A 25329-nucleotide genomic window follows, 5' to 3' on the forward strand; every position below is an offset into this window, starting at 1 on the left:
TTCGCCGGTGTGAACTCTTCACACCGGCTTTTTTTGTCTGCATCATTCTGCAAAGCTTAACTGCTGTACATGGCCGCAGCATTGGCTGATATTCATGCTGACCCGCCGCCAACAGGGCGGGCGCTGACACTTTTTGTCGTCTTTGCCGCAGAGAAAGGAGCCTTAATGACTATCGCGTTGCTCAGCCACGTCCCGCTGGATGCTGGTTATCCTGAACGGTTTGAAGCTGCCGGTTTTACCCTGCATTTCGCCACCACGCCCGCACAGCGCGAGACGCTGGATCCGCATATCGCGCAGCAGATCCGCGCCGTACTCACCATCGGCAGTATCGGCCTGAGTGATGCCCAGATGGCGGCGTTGCCACAACTTCGCATCATCTGTGCGCAGGGAGTGGGGTATGAGCACATCGACGTGGCGGCGGCGAACGCGCGCGGTATTCACGTCACCCACGGGCCGGGCACCAATAATGCGTCAGTGGCTGACCACACGCTGGCGCTGATGCTGGCGATCACCCGGCGCATTCCGCAGTTTGATGCGGCGGTTCGCGGCGGAGAATGGAACAAGTCACGCTGGAACGTGCCGGGCATGGCGGGCAAAAAGCTCGGCGTGGTGGGGCTTGGCAATATAGGTGCGCTGATTGCGCGGCGTGCCGCCGCCGGATTTGATATGGCCGTCGGTTATCACAACCGCACGCCGGTGGAAGATTCGCCGTATAACTATTTCAGCAGCGTACGCGAACTGGCGGGCTGGGCAGATTATCTGGTAGTGGCCACGCCGGGGGGAAAGAATACCGTCAGGCTGGTGGATGCGGATGTCCTGCACGCGTTAGGGGCTGAAGGTTTTCTGATTAACATTGCACGCGGCAGCGTGGTGGATACTGCGGCGCTTATCGCCAGCCTGAAACACCATCACATCGCCGGTGCGGCGCTCGACGTGGTGGAGGGTGAACCGCAGGTGCCGCCTGAATTACTGCGGCTTGATAATCTGGTGATCACGCCGCACGTGGCGGGACGTTCGCCGGAGTCGGTCGAAAACATGCTGTCGCTGGTGCTCGCTAACCTGAACGCGCATTTCGCCGGAAAACCGGTGCTGACCGCCGTGCCTGAGTAAATCCGCCCCTGCGCCGCCGCGCTCTATAGTCGTAAAAAGCATAAGTAACCGCTTTTTCTTATTTGGCTGGCATAGCCCGAGACCGTAACAATAGGGTTTTAGAACAGACAGAGGCGACGGCGGTGAATTTTCAACAACTCAAAATTATCAGGGAATCAGCGCGATGCAATTACAACCTGACCGAAGTGTCGAACATGTTGTTCACATCGCAGTCAGGGGTCAGCCGTCATATTCGTGAGCTGGAAGACGAGCTGGGCGTCGAGATTTTCATCCGTCGCGGCAAGCGTTTGCTGGGGCTGACCGAGCCGGGGAAAGAGTTGCTGGCCGTAGCCGAGCGTATTCTCAATGAAGCGCAGAATATCCGGCGGCTGGCGGATGTGTTCTCCAAAGAGGACGCAGGCGTACTGACCATCGCCACCACACATACGCAGGCGCGGTACAGCTTGCCGAAAGTCATCAAGGCCTTTCGCGCTATTTATCCGGGCGTCCGGCTGGAACTGCATCAGGGTTCTCCTCAGGAAGTGCTGGCGATGTTGCTCGGCGGGCAGGCGGATGTGGCGATCGCCAGCGAAAAGCTGATGAACGATCCGTCAGTTGCCGCGTTTCCGTATTACCGCTGGCATCACGCCATCGTGGTACCGCAGGGGCATCCGCTGACCTTACAGCACCCGATCACCTTGCAGCATCTGAGCGAACAACCGCTGATCACCTATCGTCAGGGCATTACCGGCCGTTCGCGTCTTGATGAGGCTTTCAGCCGCGCGGCGCTCAGCCCGGATATTGTGCTCAGTGCGCAGGATTCTGACGTCATCAAAACCTACGTTGAACTGGGGCTTGGCGTGGGGATTTTAGCCGATAAAGCCTACGAAGCGGCGCGTGACACCGGGCTGCAACTGATCAACGCCGAGCATTTGTTTGAAGCCAATACGGTCTGGCTCGGGCTGAAAAGGGCGCAGCTTCAGCGTAATTATGTCTGGAGGTTTATCGAACTCTGTAATCCGGGCTTGTCGGTGAATGACATTAAGGAGAAGGTCTTTGCATCGGGGCAGGAGAGCGAGACGGTGATCGATTATCAGATTTAACGCACCGGCGTTATAAGCCGTATCAGGCGGGGCGCCATCACACGCCCCGCAGGATTTTACTCAGTCAACCGTCGAATACTTCACATAGTGATTTGAACAGTTGAAGTGCGCCACATAGCTCAGCGTTCCGTTCGGACCTTTCGCGCTGAACGGAATGTGATAGGTTCCCTTATCCTCTTTCGCATCATCACTGATAAAGCTCAGCACCGGCACGGAAGTGCCCATATTGTCTTTATCGTTGCCCCAGTTCGGGATGCGGTTTTCCATATAGTCACGGGTGACGGTATCAATGGCGTTGCTCTTGCTGATCTGGGCGCAGGCGCCTTCCGTTGAACGCTGCATCCACCACGGATAGACATAAACTGAGCCGAGCATCACGACCATCATCAGGAAGATAACTGAAATAATTCCGATCAAAACAACTTTACTCATAGTGCTTCCTACTCCTGAAAATTCTCAGCCAAATCATAGACTGCGCAGAACATTCGATGTTATTTATCGAAGGAAAGCGCGTATGTTACGCCAGTTGGTCAGCAGAGGTTAAGTATTATCAGCCCTTCTGTTGCATTCCGTTACAGAAGCCGGTCCCGCCACACCCTTCGCGGTGTTAGCCTTTGAGCATACCGTCATTGCACACATTGATAGCACAAGGAGTTACACATGAGTCAGCAACCTGTTGTTCAGCCATCCACCGTTGTTGCGGTACTTGGACTGGGCGCGATGGGCCATGCGTTTGCCGCAAACCTTATCAAAAAAGGGTTTACCACCCGCGTCTGGAACCGTACTCCATCCCGCGGGGATGATCTGGTGGCCGCCGGAGCAACGCGCGGTGCAACGCCCCGTGACACCGTGGAAGGGGCAGACGTCGTTATCACGATGCTGTCCGACGGCAAGACGTCGCTGGACATCTATCAGGGGGACAACGGTGTGCTTGCCGGGCTGAAGCAGGGCGGGATTATCGCGCAGATGGGCACGCTCGGCGTGGATGCCACCGAAAGCCTGATCGCCCTGATCACACAGCTTCGCCCTGACGTGGTGTTCTTTGACGCGCCGGTGTCCGGCACCAAAGGCCCGGCAGAGCAGGCGCAAATCGTGGTGCTGGCCAGCGGTGACCGGGAAGCAGGCGCGGCGATCGAACCGGTATTTGCGGCGATCTCTAAAGCCACCAAATGGCTGGGAGAAGCCGGTCGCGCCTCTAAAATGAAGCTGGTGGTGAATGCCTGGCTGATTGCCATGATGGAAGGCATCGCCGAAACCACGCAACTGGCCGAAGAGCTGGGCTTTTCTACCGACGATTTGTGGAACGTCCTGGAAGGCGGCCCGCTGGCTGCGCCGTACATCAAAGGCAAAATGGACATGTTCAAAAGCGACGATTACACCCCGCAGATGCAACTGACCTGGGCGCTGAAAGACATCAATCTGGCGCTGGACGCCGGCAGTCAGCTGAATTTGCCGGTGATGAAACGCATCAGCGAAACCTGGCAGGGCGCGGTGGGTGCCGGTTACGGCGATCAGGATCTGGCGGTGGTGTACCGTTACCTCGGCAATCACTCTTTTGAATCATAACTTCGCAGTATAAATCAGAGCATCTGGCTATTGGTCACCCGCAACAGCGCTGTGTTAGCGTCACAAACAGATATCTTCTTTTCACTGATGCGGAGTGAGCAATGAGCCAGCCTTCAAGCACTATCCCTCTGATCGACTTCAGCCAGTTCTCCGGCTCACCGGAACAGCGCGAAACCTTTCTGTCAGAGTTACGTTATGCCGCCCGCGAGATCGGCTTCTTCTATCTTAAAAACCACGGCGTTGATGCCACGTTATTGAGTGATGTGCAAAACGCTTCACGCCAGTTCTTTGCGTTGCCGGAAGAAGAAAAGCTCTCCGTGGCGATGATCAACTCTTCACATTTTCGCGGCTATAACCGCGCGGCGTCTGAAATTACCCGCGGCCAGCCGGACTGGCGGGAACAGTTTGATCTCGGCGCAGAGCGGCCAGTATTGCCGGTCAGTGAACGCACGCCGGCATGGGCCAGATTGCAGGGGCCGAATCAGTGGCCGCAGGCGTTACCTGAGCTGAGGCCGTTGCTGCTGCGCTGGCAGCGTGAAATGACGGCCATGTCATTGCGTTTACTGCGTGCTTTTGCCCTGGCGCTGAAACTGCCGGAAAACGCGTTTGATCCGCTGTATGGCGAAAAACCCAATGAGCATATTAAGCTTATCCGCTATCCGGGGCGTCCGGAGGGCGAGGGCAATCAGGGCGTCGGTGCACACAAAGATTCAGGATTTCTCAGTTTCTTATTGCAGGACGATCAGCGCGGATTGCAGGTCGAAGTGGAAGAAAATCAGTGGGTAGACGCCTTGCCGGTGCCGGGTACGCTGGTGGTGAATATCGGCGAACTGCTCGAACTCGCCACTAACGGCTATCTGCGCGCCACGGTGCACCGCGTGGTGTCTCCGCCTGCTGCCGGTGAGCGTTTATCGCTGGCCTTTTTCCTCGGCGCGCAGCTTGATGCCGTGGTACCGCTGTTTCCGTTACCTGCGGAACTGGCGAAAGAAGCGCGCGGTGAGGCCAGCGATCCCCTCAATCCGCTGTTCCGCGATGTGGGCTTCAACTATCTGAAAGGGCGGCTGCGCTCACATCCCGACGTGGCGCAGCGCTATTATGCCGACGTCACGGGCTGATCAGATTTTCGGGGCACGTGCCGTATCAATACTGACCACCGCTGACATCCCAGGCCGCAGGCGATCGCTCTGTGGCTGACCAGGCTCCAGCTCAATCCGCACCGCGATGCGCTGGGCGATTTTGGTGAAGTTACCGGTCGCGTTGTCGGCTTTCAGCACGCTGAATTCCGACCCCGCCGCCGGGGCAATGCGCACCACATGGCCTTTAAACGCATGATCGTCAAGCGCATCCACGGTAAACGAAGCCGGCGTGCCGACCGTCATCGCGGCCAGCTGACGCTCTTTAAAGTTAGCTGTCACCCAGACCATTTTCGGTGTGATCGACGTCATTTGCGTCCCGGCTGTCACATACTGGCCTAAACGGGCGCTGATCTCGCCGAGCTGACCATCAGAGGGCGCAACAATCCGGGTGTGCAGCAGATTGATTTTCGCCACTTCCACCTTAGCCTGCGCGGCCTTCAGGGCGGCGGCCAGCGACGCTTTATTAGCATCCACCAGAGACAGATCCTGACGGGCGATATTGACCGATGCCCGCGCTTTGGCGACGCTGGCTTTGCTGGTCAGCAGGGCCGCATGTAACTCATCACCGAGGGTTTTGGACACCAGACCTTTTGCCAGCAGGGAACTGTTACGGCCGGTATCCAGCGCGGCTTTGCTTTCGCCCGCCATTGCGCTTTGCAGTTCGGCCTCGGCCAGTTGCAGGCTTGCGGCGCTGGAGGCACGATTTTGCTCAAAATTCTGCAAGGTCACCTGTTGCTGTGCGGCGGCAGCCTCAGCCTGCAATAACTCCTGACGGTAGGTGCTGTCGTCGATCATAAACAGCAGATCGCCTTTTTTCACCGGCATGAAATCCTGTACCTTGACCTCGGTAATGTACCCCGAAACCTGCGGGCTGAGCAGGGTGACATTGCCCCGCACGTAGGCGTTATCGGTGGATTCCACTTGCGAGCTGAACGGAAACAACTGCCAGCTGTACAACACCAGCATCACGCCCGCCATACCAAGACAAAGCACCACCCAAATCGACGGATAACGAAATACATTTTTCATCACTTTTCCCGCATTACTCTTATAGTTCGATAATAGAAACGAATGAATTACGCCACCGCTTCAGCGGCTTCGCGTTTTTTGTCCTGGATCCGGCCGGCAATAATGTGCGCGCAGAGAATCGCAAAGCAGCCGAGCGACATATAAAACACCACCATAAACACATCGTTGTAGGCCAGCAGCCCGGCCTGCTGGCTCACTTTCAGGCTCAGTTGCATCACCGCTTCGGCGCTCAGTTGTGTGCCATCATTGAGCGACGGTTTCAGCAAATGGCTGTATTGCGAAAGCCGCTCGACCACCAGCGGGTTTTGCAGCGATATTCCTTCGGTCAGTACGCTGGAGTGAAACTTCTCCCGCAGAATTTGAATCGTCCCCAGAAACGCGCCGCCCACCTGCGCACCGACGTTTTGCGTCGAGAGAAACACCAGCACGAAACTGATGATCTGGCTCTGACCGTATTGCAGTGCGCGGATAAAACCGAGCCACAAAGAGGTCGGCAGGAAGATCGCACCGCCAAACGCAATCATGCCCTGAGTCAGATAAAACTGTTCGGGGCGGGTATCCGTGGTCGAATGGGCGTCCAGCCAGGCCGCAACGGCAATCAGCGCGATTGAAAACAGATGGATGTAAACAATCCGGTTCGCCTTGTGGATGATGCTGACGAACACCAGACCGGCAAAGGTCGCGGCCAGAATGATGCAGAACAGCGTCACCAGCTGATCGTTAAGCAATCCGAACAGATTCAGAAAGCCCACCATGCCGGTGGTTTGTTCGGAAAGCAGCATGCGCACGAACAGCATTGAGCCGGTAAACAGCAACATTTCCGGCGTCATCAGCCAGCGTAAATCGATAATCGGATTCTTACGGCGTAGTTCGACCATAAACGACAGCGTCAGCGCAATGATCCCGACCACCAGCACTTCACCAATCCACGCTTTTTCCTGCCACCAGTAATAGCGGCCCATGGTCAGCACCACCGACATACAGGCCACGGCGGTGGCAATCAGCGGATAACTGATCCAGTCGGTGCGCTCGAACACTTTCACCCGTGGCGTATGCGTCAGCGGCAGGATCCAGATGATCGCCAGACAGATCAGCGACAGCCCGGATTCCAGCATCGTCAGCTGGTGCCAGTGCCCGAGATCGAGCAGATGTGGCGAAATAATGCGGGAAATAGGCAACGAAATCTGGCTGCCCGCCAGCCCGAAACATAATCCCGCCGTAAGCTTTTTGGCGGGCGGGAAAATTTCAAACATGTAAAACAACGCCAGCGGCCCGAGCGACGCCATCGCAAAACCCATCACGGCGCGCACGGCCACGGCTGTCTGAAAGTCATGGGTAAACATCTGCGCCATCGACGCAAAAGCAAAGAACAACAGGCCGTATTCCCCAAAACGACGGAACCCGAACTGGGTGCGGATTTTGTACAGCAGAATAGTGCCGGTGACGCTGGTGGCGGTATACGCGGCGATCAGCCAGTAACTCTCCACGTTAGAAATGCCCAGCGATCCCTGTATCCCCGGCAGATTGGAGCCGACAAGATTGATGCCAAGCCCCTGCGTCATACCGATAATCAGCGACGCCATCACGTAAACCGCAATCCGCAGACGCGGAAAACGCATCAGCCAGTGGCTGACCTGCACCGCAAAAGGATGGTGCGTGGAGGGCGGAACCGAGGCGGTTTCCGGTGGCGCAGGCGTCTCTTGTGCGGCGGAGGCATCCTGTTGAGTCAATTCACCGGCGTCCTGCCGGATATCAGAATCAGAACGCGTCGTCATCGTTGTGCCATGTAAGTCGTTACCCAACTAGTTTGTAGCTTGCTACATAATGTAGTGAGGCATTTCAAATGTGTCTAGCTCAATTATTCATATCAGTGATATTTACAAATGCGAATAGCGAATAACCAATCAATGACAGGCGTGATTATTGCGAAGAAAACGACGGGGCCGGAAAGGGGAAAACGCCACTCAAAGCGCGGCGATATTGGCAGTAATAGCAGCGAGAACGTCACGGGCGACGGCGATATTGTTTTCAGGAATGCCTTCCATCACGCGAATTAAAATGTCATCCGTCATACTGCGCACCTGATTCGCCAGTTCGGTCCCGGTTTCGGTCAGTTTGATGTCTTTTGAACGGCGATCGTTTTCGCCAGGGCAACGTTCCAGCAAACCCAGTTGTGCAAGGCTGTCAAACAGGCGGATTGCAGTAGGGTGCTCAACTTCCAGCAACGCCGTCAGCTCGCCCTGTGGCAAACGTCCTTTGGCGGCTTCGAGATGCAATAAAACCTGCCCGCGCGCGAGAGTCAGCCCGATGGTTTTAAAGCGGGCATCGCAGTAAGTGCGTAACTGACGGCCAATATGAATGGTTTCCGGGAGGAAGCGCAGGGTAGGCGAAGCGGCTTCCGGGCGGGGGTGTAATGTGGTCACAGGATCCTCACAGTCGGTACTTTTGATGGCGTCAGGTTAGCAGGATATGTGACTTTTGCCACAAAAGAGAGGAATGAGGTGAAAATTTGAGACAACAGGAAGGCATAAAACCGCGACGATAATCTGTGTTTATCAGTTTCAGAAAGGTATTATTTTTAAAGCAATAAAAAAACACATATGACCTACTCTGGAGAATAAATCATGCAACCTGTCATCAATATGATCACGCTTGGCGTTAAAGATTTGGCCGTCGCCACGGAGTTTTATCAACACGGATTAGGCTTTCCAAAAGTCGTTATCGATTCCGACGGAGTGAGTTTCTTTGAGCTGGCAGGGGCGTGGTTATCGCTGTTTCCGTGGGAGGAGCTGGCGAAAGATGCACAGGTGAGTGCCAGCGGTGAAGGTTTTCGCGGTATGGCGCTGGCGCAAACCGTTGCCAGCGAAGCGAAGGTGGATGCAATCCTCAGGCAGGCAGTCAAAGCCGGAGGCACGCTAATCAAACCAGGCCAGAAAGTGTTCTGGGGCGGATATTCCGGCTATTTCGCCGATCCGGACGGACATCTGTGGGAAATAGCCTATAACCCGTTTATGAATATCGGGCCGAAGGAAGAGTAAATGGGCAGGGCTTTCATCAGCGCATTTGAAGAAAATGCACCTGCTTAGTTACAACATACAAGTTGTGGCGTTTAAAAATATCCTCGTCGTCTGTGATATCAGGCAACACGCTTATTCCATGATGTTGCCTGATAAAGTTTAGTAGAAACAGAGGGTTATAAACCTCGTTTTTCCATCAATACCGCCAGATCGACCAGGCGGTTTGAGAATCCCCATTCGTTATCGTACCAGGCTAAAATTTTCACCAGTTTGCCGCCGATAACCAGGGTGGAAAGCCCATCAATGATGGAAGAACGCGGATCTCCACGATAATCGCTCGAGACAAGCGGTTCATCACTGTACCCAAGGATGCCTTTCAGCGGGCCGGATTCAGCCGCCTGACGGAACGCCGCATTGATTTCTTCAACCGTCGCTTCACGTTTCAGGTTCACCGTCAGATCGACAATCGATACCACCGGAACCGGTACGCGCAGGGAATAACCGGTCATACGCCCGGCGAGTTCCGGGATCACTTTACCGATTGCCTTCGCCGCGCCGCTGGAATACGGCACAATCGAAACAGCCGCGGCACGCGCACCGCGTAAATCTTTTTCCGGCTGGTCGTGAAGCGCCTGACTGTTCGTGTAAGCGTGGGTGGTATTCATCAAACCATGTTCAATCCCGAAGGTCTGATGAAGAACCTGCGCCGCCGGAGCCAGACCGTTAGTGGTGCAACTGCCATTACTGACGACTTTGTGTTTAGCCGGGTCATACTGATCATCATTAACGCCCAGTACGAGAGTGATGTCCTCATCCTTACCCGGTGCGGAAATGATCACGCGCTTAGCGCCGCCATGGGTAATATGCACTTCGGCTTTGGCTTTATCCGTAAAGAAACCGGTGGCTTCAATCACGATATCCACCCCTGCGCTGCTCCACGGAATCGCAGCCGGATCTCTTTCTGAGAATACGCGAACCGTTTTGCCGTCCACCCGTAACTCGCCTTCGCCTGCTTCGACGGTGGCGTTTAACGTGCCTGCGAGAGAATCATATTTAAGAAGATGGGCAAGGGTTTTACTGTCGGTGAGATCGTTAATCGCCACCACCTGAAAGTCATCGCGTCCCAGAGCGGCGCGCAAGACATTTCGACCAATTCTGCCGAATCCATTGATACCAACGTTGACCATGATGCACTCCTTAGTTTACGGAACTGCATTCACTGTATGCCGGTCGTACGATGGCGTAAATGACAATAAAAGATCTATTTACGCCAATTTACGCGAACAGAAACGGTCGCGATATTCAGAAGGGGTGAGTTGCAAATTTCGTTCGAAAACACGGCGCAGATTCAACCCGCCACCGAAACCGGTCATCAGGGCAATCTGTTCAATGCCCAGCGTGGTTTGTTCCAGTTTCTGTCTGGCGGCATTCAGGCGGATCTCCTCGACATATCTGGCCGGCGTGATGCCGGTTTCACGGGTAAAGACGCGGGTGAAATTACGCGGGCTCATGGCGACACGTTCAGCCATTTTCTCCACGGACAAATCCGCCGTAAGATTCTCCGGTAACCAACATTGAAGATCGCGGACAGGGCCTTCAGCGGCCTCGTTTAACAAGTACCGGCTGAACTGAGCCTGATTGCCGGGCCTGCGCAGAAACATCACCAGATCCTGTGCCACGTCGCGAGCCAGGCTGAAACCGTGATCATCCTCGATAAGAGCGAGGGTGAGATCAAATCCTGAACTGACGCCACCGGACGTCCAAACGTTGCCGTCCTGAACATAGATCGGCCCGCGTTCGACAGTGATGGAAGGGTATGTCGATTGTAAAGTATCGAGTAGCCGCCAGTGAGTGGTTGCGTGGCGACCATCAAGAAGCCCGGTTTGAGCCAGCAACATTGCGCCGCCGCAAATAGACACCACGCGTCCGGCATGAGGCGCCGCACGCTTCAGCCACTGAACCACATCCGAACCTTCTTCTTCTGTCAGGCCTTTGCCGGTGATAAGGACAGTATCGCGCGGAACCTGCGGGTCGAGATCGCACAACCGATGATCGGCCAGCAGATTTAGCCCTGAAACCCCGTGTACGACGCGGTGCGGTTGCGTTGTTGCCACCGTGACCTGATAAGCCGGTTTTGGATCGTTTTCAGACCTCAGGCGATTTGCCTGCATCAGAATATCGGCGATACCGGCCGCTTCAAATAACATGCCCCCGTCGGGGACGATAATCAGAAATGTATGCATGGCATTAAAAATACTTTCTGTACTAAATAAGTCAAGGAACGCTGCCTGAAAATCAAAAAGAGCAGGGCGCAGCGAGGTGCATTTCTCGGGCAATCATCCGTCAGTCAGGCGCAATTTCTGTAAAAACGCCAATTAATACATGACCCTCCGTGTCGATAGAGGTATCTTGTCTGCGCCATTAATCCCTCCAGCTAAACACGGGTATTTCATGACGTCATTACTCAAAAATCCGACCCGCGCAGGCATACTGATTATGCTGATGATCCTGGCTGGCTGTTCGGGAAAACCACACTATAAAAAATATGACTCGCACGCTTTTGACGATGAAATTGAAGATGCCGCTGACAAATACAAAGTTGACCGAAAACTGGTGAAAGCCATTATTCAGGTCGAATCCAGCTACAATCCGAAAGCGGTAAGCCCTTCAAATGCCATCGGTTTGATGCAACTGAAAGCCTCTACCAGCGGCTGCGACGCTTACCGTTATAAAGGAAAACGGGGTTGCCCGGACGATGATGATTTGCTGGATCCTGAAACCAATATTGATTTGGGCACGGCATATATCAGCGCATTACAGCATCAGCAACTAAACTGGATCAATGATCCGGTCACACGCCGTTACGCCACAGAAGTGGCTTATGCCAATGGTGCGGGCGCATTGCTGCGGACATTTTCCAGCAACCGCCAGACCGCCATCAGCCTGATCAACCAGCTTTCACCGGAAGCATTTCACTGGCATGTCCGTCAGTACCATCCGGCAGCTCAGGCGCCAAGATACATGGCGAAAGTTGAAAAAGTTTACGCGGGTTTATAGCGAATAACACATCACATCAGAGAGTGCGCTACGTAAAATCTGCAGCATTATGGTACTGCTCATTTATCAGATTTCACGTAGCGCGATCATTTCACATGGCGAATTTTTGCCGATAAAGAGGAAATCTCATGACAGGTAATATGTTTGCTGATTTTCCCCATGATGTCGCCAGCCGAAATGCCGAATCCTTTGAAACCTTGTTAACGCATCAAGACGTACGCATCGAGCGGATCATTTCAACCGGTCAGTCGAGTCCGCCGGATTTCTGGTATTGCCAGCCACAAAGCGAGTGGGTGATGCTGATGCAAGGTTCGGCAGGTTTGCGACTTGAGCACGAACCGGATGAACGTGTTTTACAAGCCGGGGACTTTATGAATATTCCCGCATACTGCAAACACCGCGTCGAATGGACAGACGCTAAAGAAACCACGATCTGGCTGGCCATTCATTATGGTGATGAAAAGCCAGTGAATAAGGCAGGTGAGGTGTCACGGTAACGGGTTAAAGGATGGAAAGCGATAATGCAGTTCCTATTTAACATAATCATGATTATGCGCACCGAAGCTGTAGTAGCTAAATTGAGATGTCCGCTTATGTTTCATTTCAAATGTCCGCTTTATTGTCGTTCTTCCTAAAGCCCGGTAATTCATCCGGGCCTGCATGCCTGTCAGATTTTTGCCTGATTGACCCTTGTAGAAAGTTCCTGATGGCTTTCTTTCCTTTCGCTGTAGCGGTCCGCCAGATAACCTGCATGTCCTTTCAGGATTAACGTAATTTTGAATAACTCTTCGGCAACGTCCACAATTCTGTCATACCAGGCTGAGGGTTTCATGCGTCCTTCATCATCAAATTCCTGCCATGCCTTTGGCACTGACGACTGATTGGGAATGGTGAACATACGCATCCAGCGGCCAAGTATCCGCATCTGATTTACCGTGTTAAATGACTGTGAGCCGCCACAAACCTGCATCACGGCCAGCGTTTTACCCTGGGACGGACGAACAGCACCTTCACTCAAGGGTATCCAGTCAATCTGGGCCTTCATCACCGAACTCATGGCTCCATGTCTTTCCGGAGAACTCCAGACCATTCCATCACACCATCTGACCAGTTCGCGGAGTTCAAGCACTTTAGGGTGACTGTCCGGCGCATCATCAGGTAACGGCAGGCCAGATGGATTAAATATTTTCACCTCAGCGCCCATCTTTGCCAGCAACCGCCCCGCCTCTTCTGCTGCAAAACGGCTGTAGGAGCGTTCTCGTACCGATCCGTAAAGGATAAGAATACGCGGCATGGTCTCAGCGCCGTCCAGTAGATTACTGGCAATGGCCTCATCAAAGCACCCTGGTTCTATTGCTGGTAAGTGCGTCATAAAAAACTCTCCCTTTTGTAAGCTATGCTTTAAAATTTATCACATATGAAATATCATATGTATTATTAATTTTATCGAGGTTAAGCATGCTACAGCCTGTTCAGCTTTTTAAACTGCTCGCCGATGAAACCCGTTCGACTATCTTACTGCTCCTCAGGGAATCAGGAGAAATGTGCGTCTGTGACATCTGTGGTGCCACAAACGAGTCTCAGCCGAAAATTTCCCGCCACATGGCTCTTTTGCGTGAGTCAGAGCTGGTCATTGACCGCCGTGAAGGAAAATGGGTGCATTACCGACTGTCACCCCATATGCCTGCATGGGCTGCCGGAATCATTGACATAGCCTGGAACTGTGAACGCGAACACATACGCAACAAGCTCCATAACGCAGCATCGGCCTCGTGCTAAAGTCGATGTATATATACGAATAAGCAAATATGAATGGGGTTTCTGATGTTACTGGCTGGAGTTATCTTTTTGTTTACGCTCGTCCTGGTTATCTGGCAACCCCGTGGACTGGGGATTGGCTGGAGTGCCATGCTGGGCGCAGGTCTGGCATTGCTGACTGGCGTCGTTCACCTGGGGGATATTCCGGTGGTTTGGCAGATAGTTTGGAATGCGACTGCCACCTTTATTGCCGTGATCATCATTAGTCTTTTACTCGATGAATCCGGTTTCTTTGAATGGGCCGCATTGCACGTTGCGCGTTGGGGAAATGGCCGGGGCCGGTTGCTCTTTACCTGGATTGTTCTGCTTGGCGCGATGGTCGCCGCACTGTTTGCCAACGACGGTGCCGCACTGATCCTGACGCCTATCGTCATCTCGATGCTGCTTGCGTTGGGATTCAGCCAGGGATCAACCTTAGCCTTTGTCATGGCCGCAGGGTTTATCGCTGACACGGCCAGCCTGCCGCTGATTGTCTCGAATCTGGTGAACATCGTCTCAGCGGATTTCTTTAAGCTTGGTTTCTCTGAATATGCAGCCGTGATGGTGCCGGTAAACCTGGCGGCCATTGCGACTACGCTTGTGATGTTGCATCTGTATTTCCGCAAAGACATTCCTGCCGTTTACGACGTTTCCCTGCTGAAAGAACCGAAAGATGCGATCCGTGATTTCGGGACTTTTAAAACCGGCTGGCTGGTTCTGGTTTTGCTTCTGGTGGGGTTCTTTGGGCTGGAGCCGCTGGGCGTTCCTGTCAGTCTGGTCGCGGCTGTTGGTGCCCTGCTCCTTTTTGCAGTGGCGAAGAAAGGTCATGCCATTAACACAGGCAAGGTGTTACGAGGTGCGCCATGGCAAATCGTTATTTTCTCGCTGGGTATGTACCTGGTGGTCTACGGATTACGAAACGCCGGACTGACCCATTATCTTTCATCTGTGCTGAATCAGCTGGCAGAGCAAGGATTATGGGCGGCAACGCTGGGTACTGGCTTCCTGACAGCCTTTCTGTCCTCTGTAATGAACAATATGCCGACCGTGCTGGTCGGGGCACTGTCGATTGACGGCAGTACAGCAACCGGTGTTATCAAAGAAGCGATGATTTACGCCAACGTCATCGGTAGCGATCTGGGGCCTAAAATCACCCCTATCGGCAGCCTGGCAACATTGCTGTGGCTGCATGTTCTTTCGCAGAAAAACATCAAAATTACCTGGGGATATTACTTCCGGGTGGGAATTGTCATGACGATCCCCGTACTGTTTGTCACGCTGGTAGCACTGGCACTGCGGTTGTCTGTATCACACTGACTATTAACTCATAACCCCGGAATGAGTCGCTTCCGGGGTTCAACCAGAGATCATAACTATGAGCAATGTGACTATTTATCATAATCCTGCCTGCGGGACATCACGCAATACCCTTGAGATGATCCGCAACAGTGGGATTGAACCCTCGATTATTCTGTATCTGGAAACACCACCCACCCGCGAGGATCTTATAAAACTGATTGCAGATATGGGGATCACGGTTCGGGCTTTGTTGCGTAAAAATACAGAGCCTTATGAACAGTTAGAACTTGATAAAAATACACTCACTGATGATGAACTGATCGACGCCATACTCGCTCACCCAATTCTGATGAATCGTCCCGTTGTGGTCACGCCACTTGGGACATTGTTATGTCGACCATCAGAGAAGGTACTCGACATACTTCCGGAATTTCAAAAAGCAGCGTTCACAAAAGAAGACGGCGAAAAAGTTGTTGATAAAGAGGGTCATCGGCTGATCTGAAAGTCACTTTTCTCGTACAAGCCATGAGTGTTTACCGGAACATGTGTTTTTCAGACCCATTTATGAGCCGTTTACAATCCTTATTCGGCTCGTATAATGAGCCAATTAACGTCACTCATCGGCTCACAGGAACGTCAATGGATAACCGGGAATGGATTTGGCAATCACCTGACTGGCCTCAGTTCAACTGGGATGACGATGTCATTCAACCACAACTGCGTCAGACACGCCTGAAAATGGGCAAACTGGTCGGTAAAGCGGAATCACGCCCCGGGCAAGATGCTGCTGAATATTCTCTCGATGCAATGCTGAGCAACATTCTTGCATCATCCGCCATCGAGAATGAGCGGCTTGATGCCCATTCTGTCCGTTCTTCGCTGGCCAAACGTTTTGGGTTGACCTGGCATGCTCCGGGAACCACCACGGAACGATCAGAAGGTTTAGCCAAAATGATGATGAATGCGTTCGACCCCGGCGCTGGCGAGCTGACTGAAACCCTTCTTTTTCAATGGCATTCCTGGTTATTTCCGGAGCCGGCCCCGGCTTTTTTAAGACGTGGAGATTGGCGCGGTGACGCAACAATGCGTGTTGTCTCAGGACGGATTGGCAAGGAAAAGGTGCATTTTCAGGCTCCGCCGCGCCAACAACTTTCCGCTGAGCTGACGGCGTTTCTGCAATGGTATAATCAGTCACGATATCGCGCCGCACTGGATCCCCTTCTTCGCGCTGCGCTGGCTCATTTCTGGTTTATTACGCTGCATCCTTTTGAAGATGGAAACGGCAGGATCACCAGGGCACTGACCGACATGGCGTTATTTCAGGCTGACCATGAAAGTGTGCGTTTGTATGCCGTTTCGGAAGCCATTCTGAACCACCGTAAAGAGTATTATGACGTGCTCGAAGCTACACAGCGCGGAACGATGGATTTGACGGTCTGGCTTAGCTGGTTTCTGAAAATGCTCGAAACCAGCGTAGATACGGCGATCATGCGCATTGATCAGACGCTGGTTAAAACACTTTTCTGGCAACTGCATCACAGTAACGGACTGCCCGCTGAACAGGTTAACGTTCTGAATCGTCTGCTGGACGGAGGCGAAAACGGGTTTGCCGAAGGGATCAACGCGGGTCAGTATCAGAAAGTGGCGAAAGTCAGTAAAGCGACGGCTACCCGCCATCTGGCTGATCTCGTTGCGCGGGGCTGTCTGACAAGAACCGCCGCGGGCGGACGCAGCAGCCGGTATAAAATCAACAACACCTTTTCACACCCTAATGGAAACTTTATGAAAAACATCACTTTTTATGGTCGCTTTGAGGCGGATATTCTTGCAGGCCGTAAAACGATTACACTGCGCGAAGCCAGCGATGCAAACTTTTCAGCCGGTGATAAGGTGCGGGTAAGCCGTTATGAAGATAATGTTTTTTTCTGCAATATCGAGATTATCAATGTGACGCCGGTGCAATTTGACGCGCTAAATGATACCCATGCGTTGCAGGAAAATATGACGTTGCCGGAACTGAAACAGGTCATCGGCGAGATTTATCCGGGGCTGAAAGAACTGTTTATGCTCGAGTTTCGCCTTATTTGACGCTAAAAACGCGCCGTGCTGAAACCGGCGCGCCCTGCTCTTCTTCAGCCCTGCCAGCGTGACTGACGGATAATGGAACAGAAATTCCCCCTGATAAATTCAGGTTCTTTATCTGCAATAACGTCTGCTTTTACATTACCGAAGGTCGTTTGCGGCTTATTTTTTATGCCGTCATAAAATGCCTGAATAATATCTTCTTTAAATGTCGCCGTGCGTGGATGTGTATTCACCACCGCATGGCGAACGTCATCTTCATACGCCTGATAATTGATGCCCAGCACGTCCATTTCCACTCCTGCCGTAACCAGCGCGATCACCGGCTCCATAAACTCGGGTATACCGGGCGTGGTATGCAGTGCGATGGCGGTCCAGACTTTGTCGATGTCCTGCCCGCTGATGCCATATTGCTGCATGAATTCCCGCGCGGTATTGGCGCCGTCCACTTCAAAACGTTTATCACAGCTGCAGTGTTCGTGGGTCAGCCCCATGTCATGGAACATGCAGCCAATATAAAGTAACTCGTGATCAACGTTTAACTGACGAGCCTGCCCGGCGAGCGCGGCCCAGTAATACACCCGGCTGGAATGGTGAAACAGCAATTCCGATTCGCTATCGCGAACCCGTTCTGTGGCGTCGCGGCACATTTTGCTGTCAGGAATACGGATGCCATTAATTGTGAGACTCATGATATTTCTCCTGTGGGATTGCATAAACCCAGCGTAAGCCGCAGGATGAATGTCATCAATCGACGTAGTAATACGATTTAAGACATTACGCCGTTCTGCGACAGGAAAACGATCAATGCCCAAACACATCATTATTCTGGCCGTCCCCGGCGTACAGATGCTGGACGTTTCCGGCCCGATGGATGTTTTCGCTGAGGCCAATCAGCAGCGTGGCCGCGAAGTGTATAAACTCAGCGTGATGGCGATAAACGACCCGATCGTTACTTCGTCTTCAGGCACCCGGATCCTGGCCGACATGATTCTGGACGCCCCGCTTCCCGATAATCTCGATACCTTTCTGGTCGCCGGTGCGCCCTCACTGAACACGTTTTTGAGCGACGATGCTTTAAAGCACAATCTCTGTCGCTGGAGCCAACATGCACAGCGTTTTGGCTCAGTGTGCAGCGGAGCTTTGTTGCTTGCCGCCGCAGGACTGCTGGATAACCGCCGCGTAACCACTCACTGGGCGGTTGCGGAAATACTGAGTCAGGAATATCCACGGGTGTGTGTCGAAGCAGACGCTATTTTTATCGCTGACGGCGAACTGCGCACCGCTGCCGGTGTGACGTCCGGGCTGGATATGGCGTTAAGTATGGTTGAGGAAGATCTCGGGCGGGAAACGGCGCGCAATGTCGCCGCTCAGCTGGTGATGTTCTTCAAACGCCCAGGCGGGCAGCTTCAGTTCAGCCGTCACGGTCAGGCATCGCTGAGTGGCCGCGCCGCGTTGCAGGATGTTCAGCGCTGGGTGCTGAGTTCCCTGGACCAGCCGCACAATGTCAGCACGCTGGCACAACACATGGGGCTGAGTGCCCGCCACGTCACGCGGTTATTTAATCAGGAAATGAAACAATCACCGGCAGAATGGCTGGAACAGCAACGGGTATTTCATGCCCGCCAGCTGCTCGAAACCGGCGGTCTGGCCATGAAACAGATTGCCTCGCAATGCGGATTTTCCAGCGTGGATATCTTACGACGGGCCTTTATGCGCAAACTTAACGTGACACCGTCACAATATCAAAAACAGTTTGTGTGACTCACTATAGCCTAATAAATCAGGCCTCTGCGGCAACCTGCGCCCGCCTGAAACACTCAGGACGGTGAGTGTTGATAAGGCCGGTGGCTTCCATCCAGGCATAAACAATTGTCGGACCGACAAACTTAAAACCGCGCTTTTTCAGGTCTTTCGAAATACGTTCTGACAGCGCATCTTTGGTGGGCACCGGCCCCACATGCTGAATGGCTTTACCGCCGATCTGCGTCCAGATCCACTCACCGAAATCTTCGCCGGCCTGCTGCATTGCCAGATAAACCCGCGCATTGTTTATCACCGCCGTAATTTTACTGCGTGAGCGGATGATATCGGCGTTGTTCATCAGCTTTTCGATATCATCTTCGGTGAATTCAGCGACTTTTTCCGGCTCAAACTGGCAGAACGCGAGACGCAATGCCTCACGTTTTTTCAGCACAATCCGCCAGGACAGCCCCGCCTGAAAGCCATCCAGCATCAGTTTTTCCCACAACGCACGGCTGTCGCGCACGGGTTTACCCCATTCGGTGTCGTGGTAGTGAATCATGAGATCGTCCTGGAGATTCCAGGGACAACGGACGGGAGCATGGGTCATGGCGGAACTCGGGCTGATGGGTTTTGCGTAGTCTACCCGAGAACGGTCTTCTTTATTCAGGGAAAAAATAACCCTCGTACGCCTCTGTGGTTTTATGAATTATATTCATGATGGTTTCATGAACCACCGGCAGGGTTCAGCAAATATTCATGAACCCTGCTCATTTACTTCGGTTTTTACACACCCTTGATTTCCCTCCCAGGCGCCTTAAAAACAAGCGCTGCACATTTCCCCGAAGGTTAAGTGTGCACATTTAATTATAATACCCTACACTGTATGTTGTAACTAACCGGAGGGGATATGGCAGATTATGATTTGATCGCTCGTATGAATGGCTGTTTTAACGAGCTGGAAATGGCGTTGCACGACCTGGGGAATTTCCTGAGCAGGCTGGAATTACTGCAGGCACGGGTGTTTGCCTTGCCGGACATCGCCAAAGGCGAAGAACATAATCCTGCGGATAAGATTTCTGTCACCCCTTATCTCGGTGAAGCCGCGCAGGAGATGGCGTTGCAGCATTTCCAGCGGCTGTTCATTCATCATAATAACGAGAATATCAGCAGCAAATCCGCGGTCCGGTTGCCCGGCGTGCTTTGCTATGCCGTTGACCCCGCAGAGCACCAGTCTGCCCTGCTGCTGATCGAAGAAGTGAACAAACTCAAGGCTGAACTTGAGCACATCGTCACCGTTGAATCCGGGCTGGCGCGCGAACAGCGTTTCGAGTTTGTGCACACCCATTTGCGCGGCCTGATTACCCTCAACGCCTATCGTTCCGTGACCTTTTTAAATGACCCGGATTCGGTGCGCTTTGGCTGGGCCAACAAGCACATTATTAAGAATGTCAGCCGGGACGAAGTGCTGGCGATGCTGGAAAAAAGCCTTAATGCCGGACGCGCCGTGTCGCCGTATACCCGTGAACAGTGGATGGAAAATATCAACCGCGAAATGATTGATGTGAAACGGCTACCGGAACATGCCGCGCTGAAATTTAAACGTCCGGTGAAAGTTCAGCCCATTGCCCGCGTGTGGTATCGCAACAGCCAGAAACAGGTGCAACACCCCTGCCCGCTGCCGCTGATCGCATTGTGTCTGCGTACCCCGATGATGCAGGTGCCGAAGCTAGGCGAATTGCCGGATTACGACGTCAGCACCATCAAACACAAGTACAAACCGCAGTCTCAGCCGCTGAGCCTGCTGATTAAACGCCTGCATTTATACACCGACCATCCGCTGTAAATGAAAAAGGTCCGGCAAGCCGGACCTCTCTGGTGCACAGGTATCAGGGAAACTTATGCCTTCATGCTGCCGACCATGGCTTCCGGTCTGACCCATTCGTCGAACTGTTCTTCGGTCAGATAACCGAGTTTCAGCGCAGAACCTTTCAGGGTCAGCCCTTCTTTATGGGCTTTCTTGGCGATTTCCGCCGCTTTGTCATAACCGATATGGGTATTGAGCGCCGTCACCAGCATCAGCGATTCATTCAGCAACTGCGTAATGCGGTCACGATTTGGCTCAATGCCGACGGCACAGTGCTCATTGAAACCGCGCATTCCGTCGGCCAGTAAACGGACAGATTGCAGATAGTTGTGGATCACCAGCGGGCGGAACACATTCAGCTCGAAGTTACCGGAAGCGCCACCAATATTGACAGCGACATCATTTCCCAGCACCTGCGCGCAAAGCATGGTCATGGCTTCACACTGCGTCGGGTTCACTTTGCCTGGCATGATCGAGCTTCCCGGTTCGTTTTCCGGAATGGAAATCTCGCCAATGCCGCAACGCGGGCCGGAAGATAACCAGCGAACGTCGTTGGCGATTTTCATCAGCGAAGCCGCCAGGCCTTTCAGTGCGCCATGCCCATGCACCAGCGCGTCGCAGGTTGCCAGTGCTTCGAACTTATTCGGCGACGTGACGAACGGCTGTTTGGTCAGGTCAGCCAGCGCTTTCGCGACGCGAACCGCATATTCAGGGTGCGTATTCAGGCCGGTACCTACCGCCGTGCCGCCCAGCGCCAGCTCCGCGATGTGCGGAATACTGTTTTCAATATGCGTGACATTATGCGCCAGCATCGCCACCCAGCCGGAAATCTCCTGGCCCAGGGTCAGCGGCGTGGCATCCTGTAAATGTGTCCGGCCAATTTTAACGATATCGCGATAGGCTTCGGCTTTCGCTTGCAGCGTTTTGTGCAGCACTTTCAGCTCAGGCAGCAGCGTTTCACGCAGTTCAATCACCGCTGCGACGTGCATGGCGGTCGGAAAAACGTCGTTGGAACTTTGACTTTTGTTGACGTCATCGTTCGGATGCACTTTACGCGCTTCGCCGCGCTCACCGCCGAGGATCTCACTCGCCCGGTTCGCCAGCACTTCATTCATATTCATGTTGGTCTGGGTGCCGGAACCGGTCTGCCAGATGGAAAGCGGGAACTCTTCAGGATGTTTATTCGCCAGCACTTCATCGGCAGCGGCAACAATGGCGTCGCCCCGCTCGGCGGGCAGCAAACCGAGATCCATATTGACGCTGGCGGCCGCACGTTTGGTCAGAGCCAGCGCGTGGATCAGCGCCGTGGGCATTTTTTCAGAGGAAATACGAAAGTGTTCAAGCGAACGTTGCGTCTGTGCGCCCCAAAGCTTATCTGCCGGAACATCGATAGGCCCCATTGAGTCTTTTTCAATGCGAGTCGCTGTCATTGTTGTCTCCTTAGATAGTTATTTTCGAATGAGTGTCTGTGTTTTGTGCAGGATTTTCAGCCGCCAGGTGCGCTCCCACGCGTTCATCAGCGGCCTGACGAGTATAGTGACATATAAGGCAAGCGTATTACCCGTTCCTTTTACATTGAAGAGATTGCGCCATCACCGCACTTTTTGACCCTTCACAGTTGTAAAGGCCGCCCCGTCATTGTTTACTAGCGGGTAGAATTTTCCATTCAGGATGAAGCAATGCAAAAGATGCATAACGGTGTACAAAATTACGCCTGGGGCAGTAAAGACGCGCTGACAGAACTTTATGGCATTACCGATCCGCAAGATCGTCCGATGGCGGAATTGTGGATGGGTGCTCACCCGAAAAGCAGCTCTCAGGTTGAGAATGCCGCCGGTGAGACGATTTCACTGCGCGATCAAATCAGTGCCAATCTTGAGGGGCAGTTAGGTAAAAAAGTCGCCAAACGTTTTGGTGAACTGCCTTTCCTGTTCAAAGTATTGTGTGCCGATCAGCCGCTGTCAATTCAGGTTCATCCAAGCAAAGGCGCAGCCGAGCTGGGTTACGCCAAAGAAAACGCCAACGGGATCCCGCTCGATGCGGCTGAACGTAACTATAAAGATCCGAATCACAAGCCGGAACTGGTCTATGCCCTGACCGAGTTCCAGGCCATGAACGGTTTTCGCGAGCTGCGTGAAACCGTTTCCTTGCTGCAACCGGTCGCCGGTGCCCATCCGCTGATTGCCAGCTTCCTGTCTTATCCCGATGTTGACCACCTGCGTACCCTGTTCGCCGGGCTGCTGAGTCTGGAAGGCGACGATAAATCGCGGGCGCTGGATGTGCTGAAATCCGTCCTCAACGATCAGCGCGGCGAGCCGTGGGACACCATCCGCAGCATCGCTGAATTTTATCCGCACGACACCGGCCTTTTCTCTCCGCTGCTGCTGAACGTGATTACCCTGCAACCGGGCGAAGGCATGTTCCTGTATGCCGAAACACCGCACGCCTATCTGAAAGGGGTGTCGCTGGAAGTGATGGCGAATTCCGATAACGTCCTGCGCGCAGGCCTGACGCCGAAATACATCGATATCCCTGAGTTGCTGGCTAACCTGAAATTCAATGCCAAACCGGCCAGTGAATTGCTGACAACGCCGGTGGAAAAAGGCGCAGAACTTAACTTCCCGATCCCGGTAGAAGATTTTGCGTTCTCCATCCACAGCCTGTCTGCAGAGCCGCAAACGCTTGAACAAGACAGCGCGGCGATTGTCTTTTGTATCGAAGGCCAGAGCGTGCTGGTGAAAGACGGCCAGACGCTGGTGCTCAATCCGGGTGAGTCCGGCTATATTGCGGCCAGTGAATCGCCGGTCAGCATAAGTGGCAACGGGCGCATTGCCCGCGTGTTCAATACCCTGAGTTAAGTATCCGGTCATTAAACAAATTGGGGCTAATGGCCTCAATTTGATGATTTTTTTACTGATTGAGCTACACTCAGGAGACTAATAACGCCGCAAGGCGTTTTTTGTTTTCGGGACATTTCATAAGGATAAACAGAGATATGAAGAAGTCGTTAGTCGCTGTAAGCGTCATTGTCGTCCTTGGCGCAGCCTGGACAGGCGTCTCGTGGTACACGGGTAAACTCATCGAACAACATATGGATGAAGAAGTCGCGGCGGCCAACAGCCAGCTGCAGACTGCTTTCCCGAAAGCCGGCCTGAAAGTCAGTTATCAGGATTACCAGCGTGGCGTGTTCAGCAGCAAATTGCGCATCGTTTTGCAACCTGATGCCGCTGCGGCCACCGCAGGTACCAGCGCACTGAAAACCGGTGATGAAATCGCGTTTATCGAAACCGTCGATCATGGCCCGTTCCCTGCCGCTCAGCTGAAGAAATTCAACCTGATCCCGAGCATGGCCTCGGTGCATTCCGAACTGCAAAATACCCCAACGCTCAAACCGTTGTTTGACGTGACCAAAGGCCGCTCGCTGATCACCGCCGATACCCGCGTCTCTTACAGCGGCGCGAGCGCTTCGGCCATCGACATTATCCCGGTGACTTACCAGAAAGAAGAGAGCCAGCTGCAATTCTCCGGCGGCACCATCAATGTGGATGTGGATAAAGAGCTGACGGCGATGAAGCTGAAAGCCGACATCGACAGCCTGGCGATCACCTCTAAAAACCAGTTCGGTCAGCTTGAAAAAGTGACGCTGGCCGGTTTGAACATGGACAGCGATACCCGGCAGGGTAAATTCCAGGTCGGCGTGGGCGATCAGAACCTGAGCATCAAACAGATTCTGGTGAACGTTGACGGTAAAGACGCGGGCTCCCTGGATAACTTCAAACTGGTGAGCAAATTTGCTGAAAACGGCAATAACATCGGCGGCCAGCAGGATTACACCATTGATGCACTGAAAATTCAGGGTGCTGATTTCGGTTCTGCCAAACTGACGCTGAAGCTGGACAAACTGGATGGCCCGGCGCTGAAACAGTTTGCTGATAATTACAATCAGCAATCCCGCGCCCTGCTGATGCAACAAGGTGAACTCGATCCTGCGGTTTACCAGCAACAAGCCGCTGATATGCTGCTGGCGAATCTGCCACTGCTGCTCAAAGGCAATCCAAGTATCAGCATTGCACCGCTGAGCTGGAAAAACAGCAAAGGTGAAAGTACTTTCAACCTGCATCTGGATCTGAAAGATCCGGCCGCCACACCTGCGCAAACGCAGGATCAGATGTTGTCTAATCTGGTCAGCAAAATCGACGCTAAACTGAATGTCCCGCTGGCGATGGCGACCGAAGTCACCACTCAGGTGGCTAAACTGGAAGGTTACAGCGGCGATGACGCCACCAAGCTGGCACAGCAGCAGGTTCAGGGTCTGGCAGCCATGGGTCAGATGTTTAAACTGACCACGGTGAAAGATGACACCCTGACCAGCAGCTTCAGCTATGCGGATAATCAGGTGGATCTGAACGGTCAGAAGATGACGTTGCAGGAATTTGCCGGTATGTTTGGCCTGTTCGGCGGCCCGGCTGCTCAGCCACAATCTGAAGCCCCTGCGCCTCTGGCACCGCCAGTCGCTCCGGTTCCGGCACAGTAATTCTGATACA

Annotated in this window: 25 protein-coding genes and 1 pseudogene; 16 read left to right on the forward strand and 10 right to left on the reverse strand. The window is 53.3% G+C overall.

The features are described from left to right. The first annotated feature begins 165 nt into the window (after window positions 1-165). Both ACQZQY_RS15925 and cbl read left to right on the forward strand, forming a co-directional pair. On the forward strand, window positions 166-1110 hold the full coding sequence (locus tag ACQZQY_RS15925) for a 2-hydroxyacid dehydrogenase (RefSeq protein WP_431295986.1): 945 nt from the start codon (window positions 166-168) through the stop codon (window positions 1108-1110). A gap of 122 nt (window positions 1111-1232) precedes the next feature. Further along, window positions 1233-2192: an HTH-type transcriptional regulator Cbl gene (gene cbl, locus ACQZQY_RS15930; RefSeq protein WP_056770637.1), complete on the forward strand. Its 960-nt coding sequence runs from the start codon at window positions 1233-1235 to the stop codon at window positions 2190-2192. Between the two features lie 60 nt (window positions 2193-2252). Here the strand turns inward: cbl and ACQZQY_RS15935 are convergent, their stop codons facing one another. Further along, the gene (locus ACQZQY_RS15935; protein ID WP_056770632.1) at window positions 2253-2624 is read right to left on the reverse strand and encodes a YebF family protein; all 372 of its coding nucleotides are present in this window, start codon (window positions 2622-2624) and stop codon (window positions 2253-2255) included. Window positions 2625-2852: 228 nt separating this feature from the next. On the opposite strand from ACQZQY_RS15935, the gene ACQZQY_RS15940 reads away from it, so the two are divergent. Next, on the forward strand, window positions 2853-3758 hold the full coding sequence (locus ACQZQY_RS15940; protein ID WP_122095303.1) for an NAD(P)-dependent oxidoreductase: 906 nt from the start codon (window positions 2853-2855) through the stop codon (window positions 3756-3758). A 101-nt stretch (window positions 3759-3859) separates the two neighbouring features. After that, entirely contained in the window at window positions 3860-4873 is a 1014-nt protein-coding gene (locus ACQZQY_RS15945) for an isopenicillin N synthase family dioxygenase (RefSeq protein WP_056770626.1), read from the forward strand. Here ACQZQY_RS15945 and ACQZQY_RS15950 read toward each other — a convergent pair whose 3' ends face one another. The 3 genes from ACQZQY_RS15950 to ACQZQY_RS15960 all read right to left on the reverse strand — a co-directional run bounded on the left by ACQZQY_RS15950 (window position 4874) and on the right by ACQZQY_RS15960 (window position 8346). After that, on the reverse strand, window positions 4874-5923 hold the full coding sequence (locus ACQZQY_RS15950) for an HlyD family secretion protein (RefSeq protein WP_414071053.1): 1050 nt from the start codon (window positions 5921-5923) through the stop codon (window positions 4874-4876). It lies immediately after the preceding gene. Window positions 5924-5970: 47 nt separating this feature from the next. After that, entirely contained in the window at window positions 5971-7698 is a 1728-nt protein-coding gene (locus ACQZQY_RS15955; protein WP_431295987.1) for an MFS transporter, read from the reverse strand. Between the two features lie 189 nt (window positions 7699-7887). Then, window positions 7888-8346, reverse strand: a complete 459-nt coding sequence (locus ACQZQY_RS15960) for a MarR family winged helix-turn-helix transcriptional regulator (protein WP_122095299.1) — start codon at window positions 8344-8346, stop codon at window positions 7888-7890. A 201-nt stretch (window positions 8347-8547) separates the two neighbouring features. Between ACQZQY_RS15960 and ACQZQY_RS15965 the strand changes: the two genes are divergently transcribed. After that, on the forward strand, window positions 8548-8961 hold the full coding sequence (locus ACQZQY_RS15965; RefSeq protein WP_122095298.1) for a VOC family protein: 414 nt from the start codon (window positions 8548-8550) through the stop codon (window positions 8959-8961). Window positions 8962-9116: 155 nt separating this feature from the next. Here the strand turns inward: ACQZQY_RS15965 and gap are convergent, their stop codons facing one another. Both gap and ACQZQY_RS15975 read right to left on the reverse strand, forming a co-directional pair. Further along, window positions 9117-10127: a type I glyceraldehyde-3-phosphate dehydrogenase gene (gap, locus tag ACQZQY_RS15970; RefSeq protein WP_056770608.1), complete on the reverse strand. Its 1011-nt coding sequence runs from the start codon at window positions 10125-10127 to the stop codon at window positions 9117-9119. A 78-nt stretch (window positions 10128-10205) separates the two neighbouring features. Next, window positions 10206-11183, reverse strand: a complete 978-nt coding sequence (locus ACQZQY_RS15975; RefSeq protein ID WP_431295988.1) for a GlxA family transcriptional regulator — start codon at window positions 11181-11183, stop codon at window positions 10206-10208. 208 nt (window positions 11184-11391) lie between these two features. Between ACQZQY_RS15975 and ACQZQY_RS15980 the strand changes: the two genes are divergently transcribed. Both ACQZQY_RS15980 and ACQZQY_RS15985 read left to right on the forward strand, forming a co-directional pair. Beyond that, on the forward strand, window positions 11392-11997 hold the full coding sequence (locus ACQZQY_RS15980) for a transglycosylase SLT domain-containing protein (protein ID WP_056770600.1): 606 nt from the start codon (window positions 11392-11394) through the stop codon (window positions 11995-11997). A 128-nt stretch (window positions 11998-12125) separates the two neighbouring features. Then, the gene (locus tag ACQZQY_RS15985) at window positions 12126-12494 is read left to right on the forward strand and encodes a cupin (protein ID WP_431295989.1); all 369 of its coding nucleotides are present in this window, start codon (window positions 12126-12128) and stop codon (window positions 12492-12494) included. A gap of 170 nt (window positions 12495-12664) precedes the next feature. Here the strand turns inward: ACQZQY_RS15985 and arsH are convergent, their stop codons facing one another. Continuing rightward, on the reverse strand, window positions 12665-13369 hold the full coding sequence (arsH, locus tag ACQZQY_RS15990; RefSeq protein ID WP_431295990.1) for an arsenical resistance protein ArsH: 705 nt from the start codon (window positions 13367-13369) through the stop codon (window positions 12665-12667). 86 nt (window positions 13370-13455) lie between these two features. Here arsH and ACQZQY_RS15995 point away from each other — a divergent pair, with 86 nt between their 5' ends. The 5 genes and pseudogenes from ACQZQY_RS15995 (at window position 13456) to yqfB (ending at window position 17181) form a co-directional block, all read left to right on the forward strand. After that, the gene (locus ACQZQY_RS15995; protein ID WP_431295991.1) at window positions 13456-13776 is read left to right on the forward strand and encodes a metalloregulator ArsR/SmtB family transcription factor; all 321 of its coding nucleotides are present in this window, start codon (window positions 13456-13458) and stop codon (window positions 13774-13776) included. A 45-nt stretch (window positions 13777-13821) separates the two neighbouring features. Continuing rightward, window positions 13822-15111, forward strand: a complete 1290-nt coding sequence (locus ACQZQY_RS16000) for an arsenic transporter (RefSeq protein WP_431295992.1) — start codon at window positions 13822-13824, stop codon at window positions 15109-15111. Between the two features lie 58 nt (window positions 15112-15169). Beyond that, window positions 15170-15595, forward strand: coding sequence for a glutaredoxin-dependent arsenate reductase (arsC, locus tag ACQZQY_RS16005; RefSeq protein WP_056770586.1), 426 nt, complete (start codon window positions 15170-15172; stop codon window positions 15593-15595). Between the two features lie 137 nt (window positions 15596-15732). Next, a pseudogene (locus ACQZQY_RS16010) lies at window positions 15733-16839 on the forward strand (Fic family protein); the annotation flags it as partial. Between the two features lie 36 nt (window positions 16840-16875). Further along, window positions 16876-17181 (forward strand): N(4)-acetylcytidine aminohydrolase, encoded by a 306-nt coding sequence (gene yqfB / locus ACQZQY_RS16015; protein WP_217203600.1) that lies wholly within the window; start codon window positions 16876-16878, stop codon window positions 17179-17181. Window positions 17182-17225: 44 nt separating this feature from the next. Here the strand turns inward: yqfB and ACQZQY_RS16020 are convergent, their stop codons facing one another. After that, entirely contained in the window at window positions 17226-17867 is a 642-nt protein-coding gene (locus ACQZQY_RS16020) for an HD domain-containing protein (protein ID WP_183847123.1), read from the reverse strand. 115 nt (window positions 17868-17982) lie between these two features. Here ACQZQY_RS16020 and ACQZQY_RS16025 point away from each other — a divergent pair, with 115 nt between their 5' ends. Next, window positions 17983-18939: a GlxA family transcriptional regulator gene (locus tag ACQZQY_RS16025; protein WP_431295993.1), complete on the forward strand. Its 957-nt coding sequence runs from the start codon at window positions 17983-17985 to the stop codon at window positions 18937-18939. Between the two features lie 19 nt (window positions 18940-18958). Here the strand turns inward: ACQZQY_RS16025 and ACQZQY_RS16030 are convergent, their stop codons facing one another. Next, window positions 18959-19480 carry a DNA-3-methyladenine glycosylase I gene (locus ACQZQY_RS16030; protein ID WP_235533377.1) on the reverse strand — a complete coding sequence of 174 codons (522 nt, stop codon included), beginning with the start codon at window positions 19478-19480 and terminating at the stop codon, window positions 18959-18961. Window positions 19481-19828: 348 nt separating this feature from the next. Between ACQZQY_RS16030 and tus the strand changes: the two genes are divergently transcribed. Continuing rightward, entirely contained in the window at window positions 19829-20764 is a 936-nt protein-coding gene (gene tus / locus ACQZQY_RS16035) for a DNA replication terminus site-binding protein (protein ID WP_431295994.1), read from the forward strand. Window positions 20765-20817: 53 nt separating this feature from the next. On the opposite strand, the gene fumC is transcribed toward tus, so the two are convergent. Beyond that, window positions 20818-22215: a class II fumarate hydratase gene (fumC, locus tag ACQZQY_RS16040; protein WP_217203605.1), complete on the reverse strand. Its 1398-nt coding sequence runs from the start codon at window positions 22213-22215 to the stop codon at window positions 20818-20820. A 249-nt stretch (window positions 22216-22464) separates the two neighbouring features. Between fumC and manA the strand changes: the two genes are divergently transcribed. Together manA and ACQZQY_RS16050 are read left to right on the forward strand one after the other, a co-directional pair. Then, complete coding sequence (gene manA, locus ACQZQY_RS16045; protein WP_056770562.1) at window positions 22465-23643, forward strand: mannose-6-phosphate isomerase; 1179 nt, start codon at window positions 22465-22467, stop codon at window positions 23641-23643. 137 nt (window positions 23644-23780) lie between these two features. Continuing rightward, window positions 23781-25319, forward strand: a complete 1539-nt coding sequence (locus ACQZQY_RS16050; RefSeq protein WP_217203606.1) for a YdgA family protein — start codon at window positions 23781-23783, stop codon at window positions 25317-25319. The last annotated feature ends 10 nt before the right edge of the window (window positions 25320-25329 follow it).

It is taken from the genome of Rahnella sp. PAMC25559 (assembly GCF_050632365.1).
Taxonomy (GTDB): Bacteria; Pseudomonadota; Gammaproteobacteria; order Enterobacterales; family Enterobacteriaceae; genus Rahnella; species Rahnella rivi.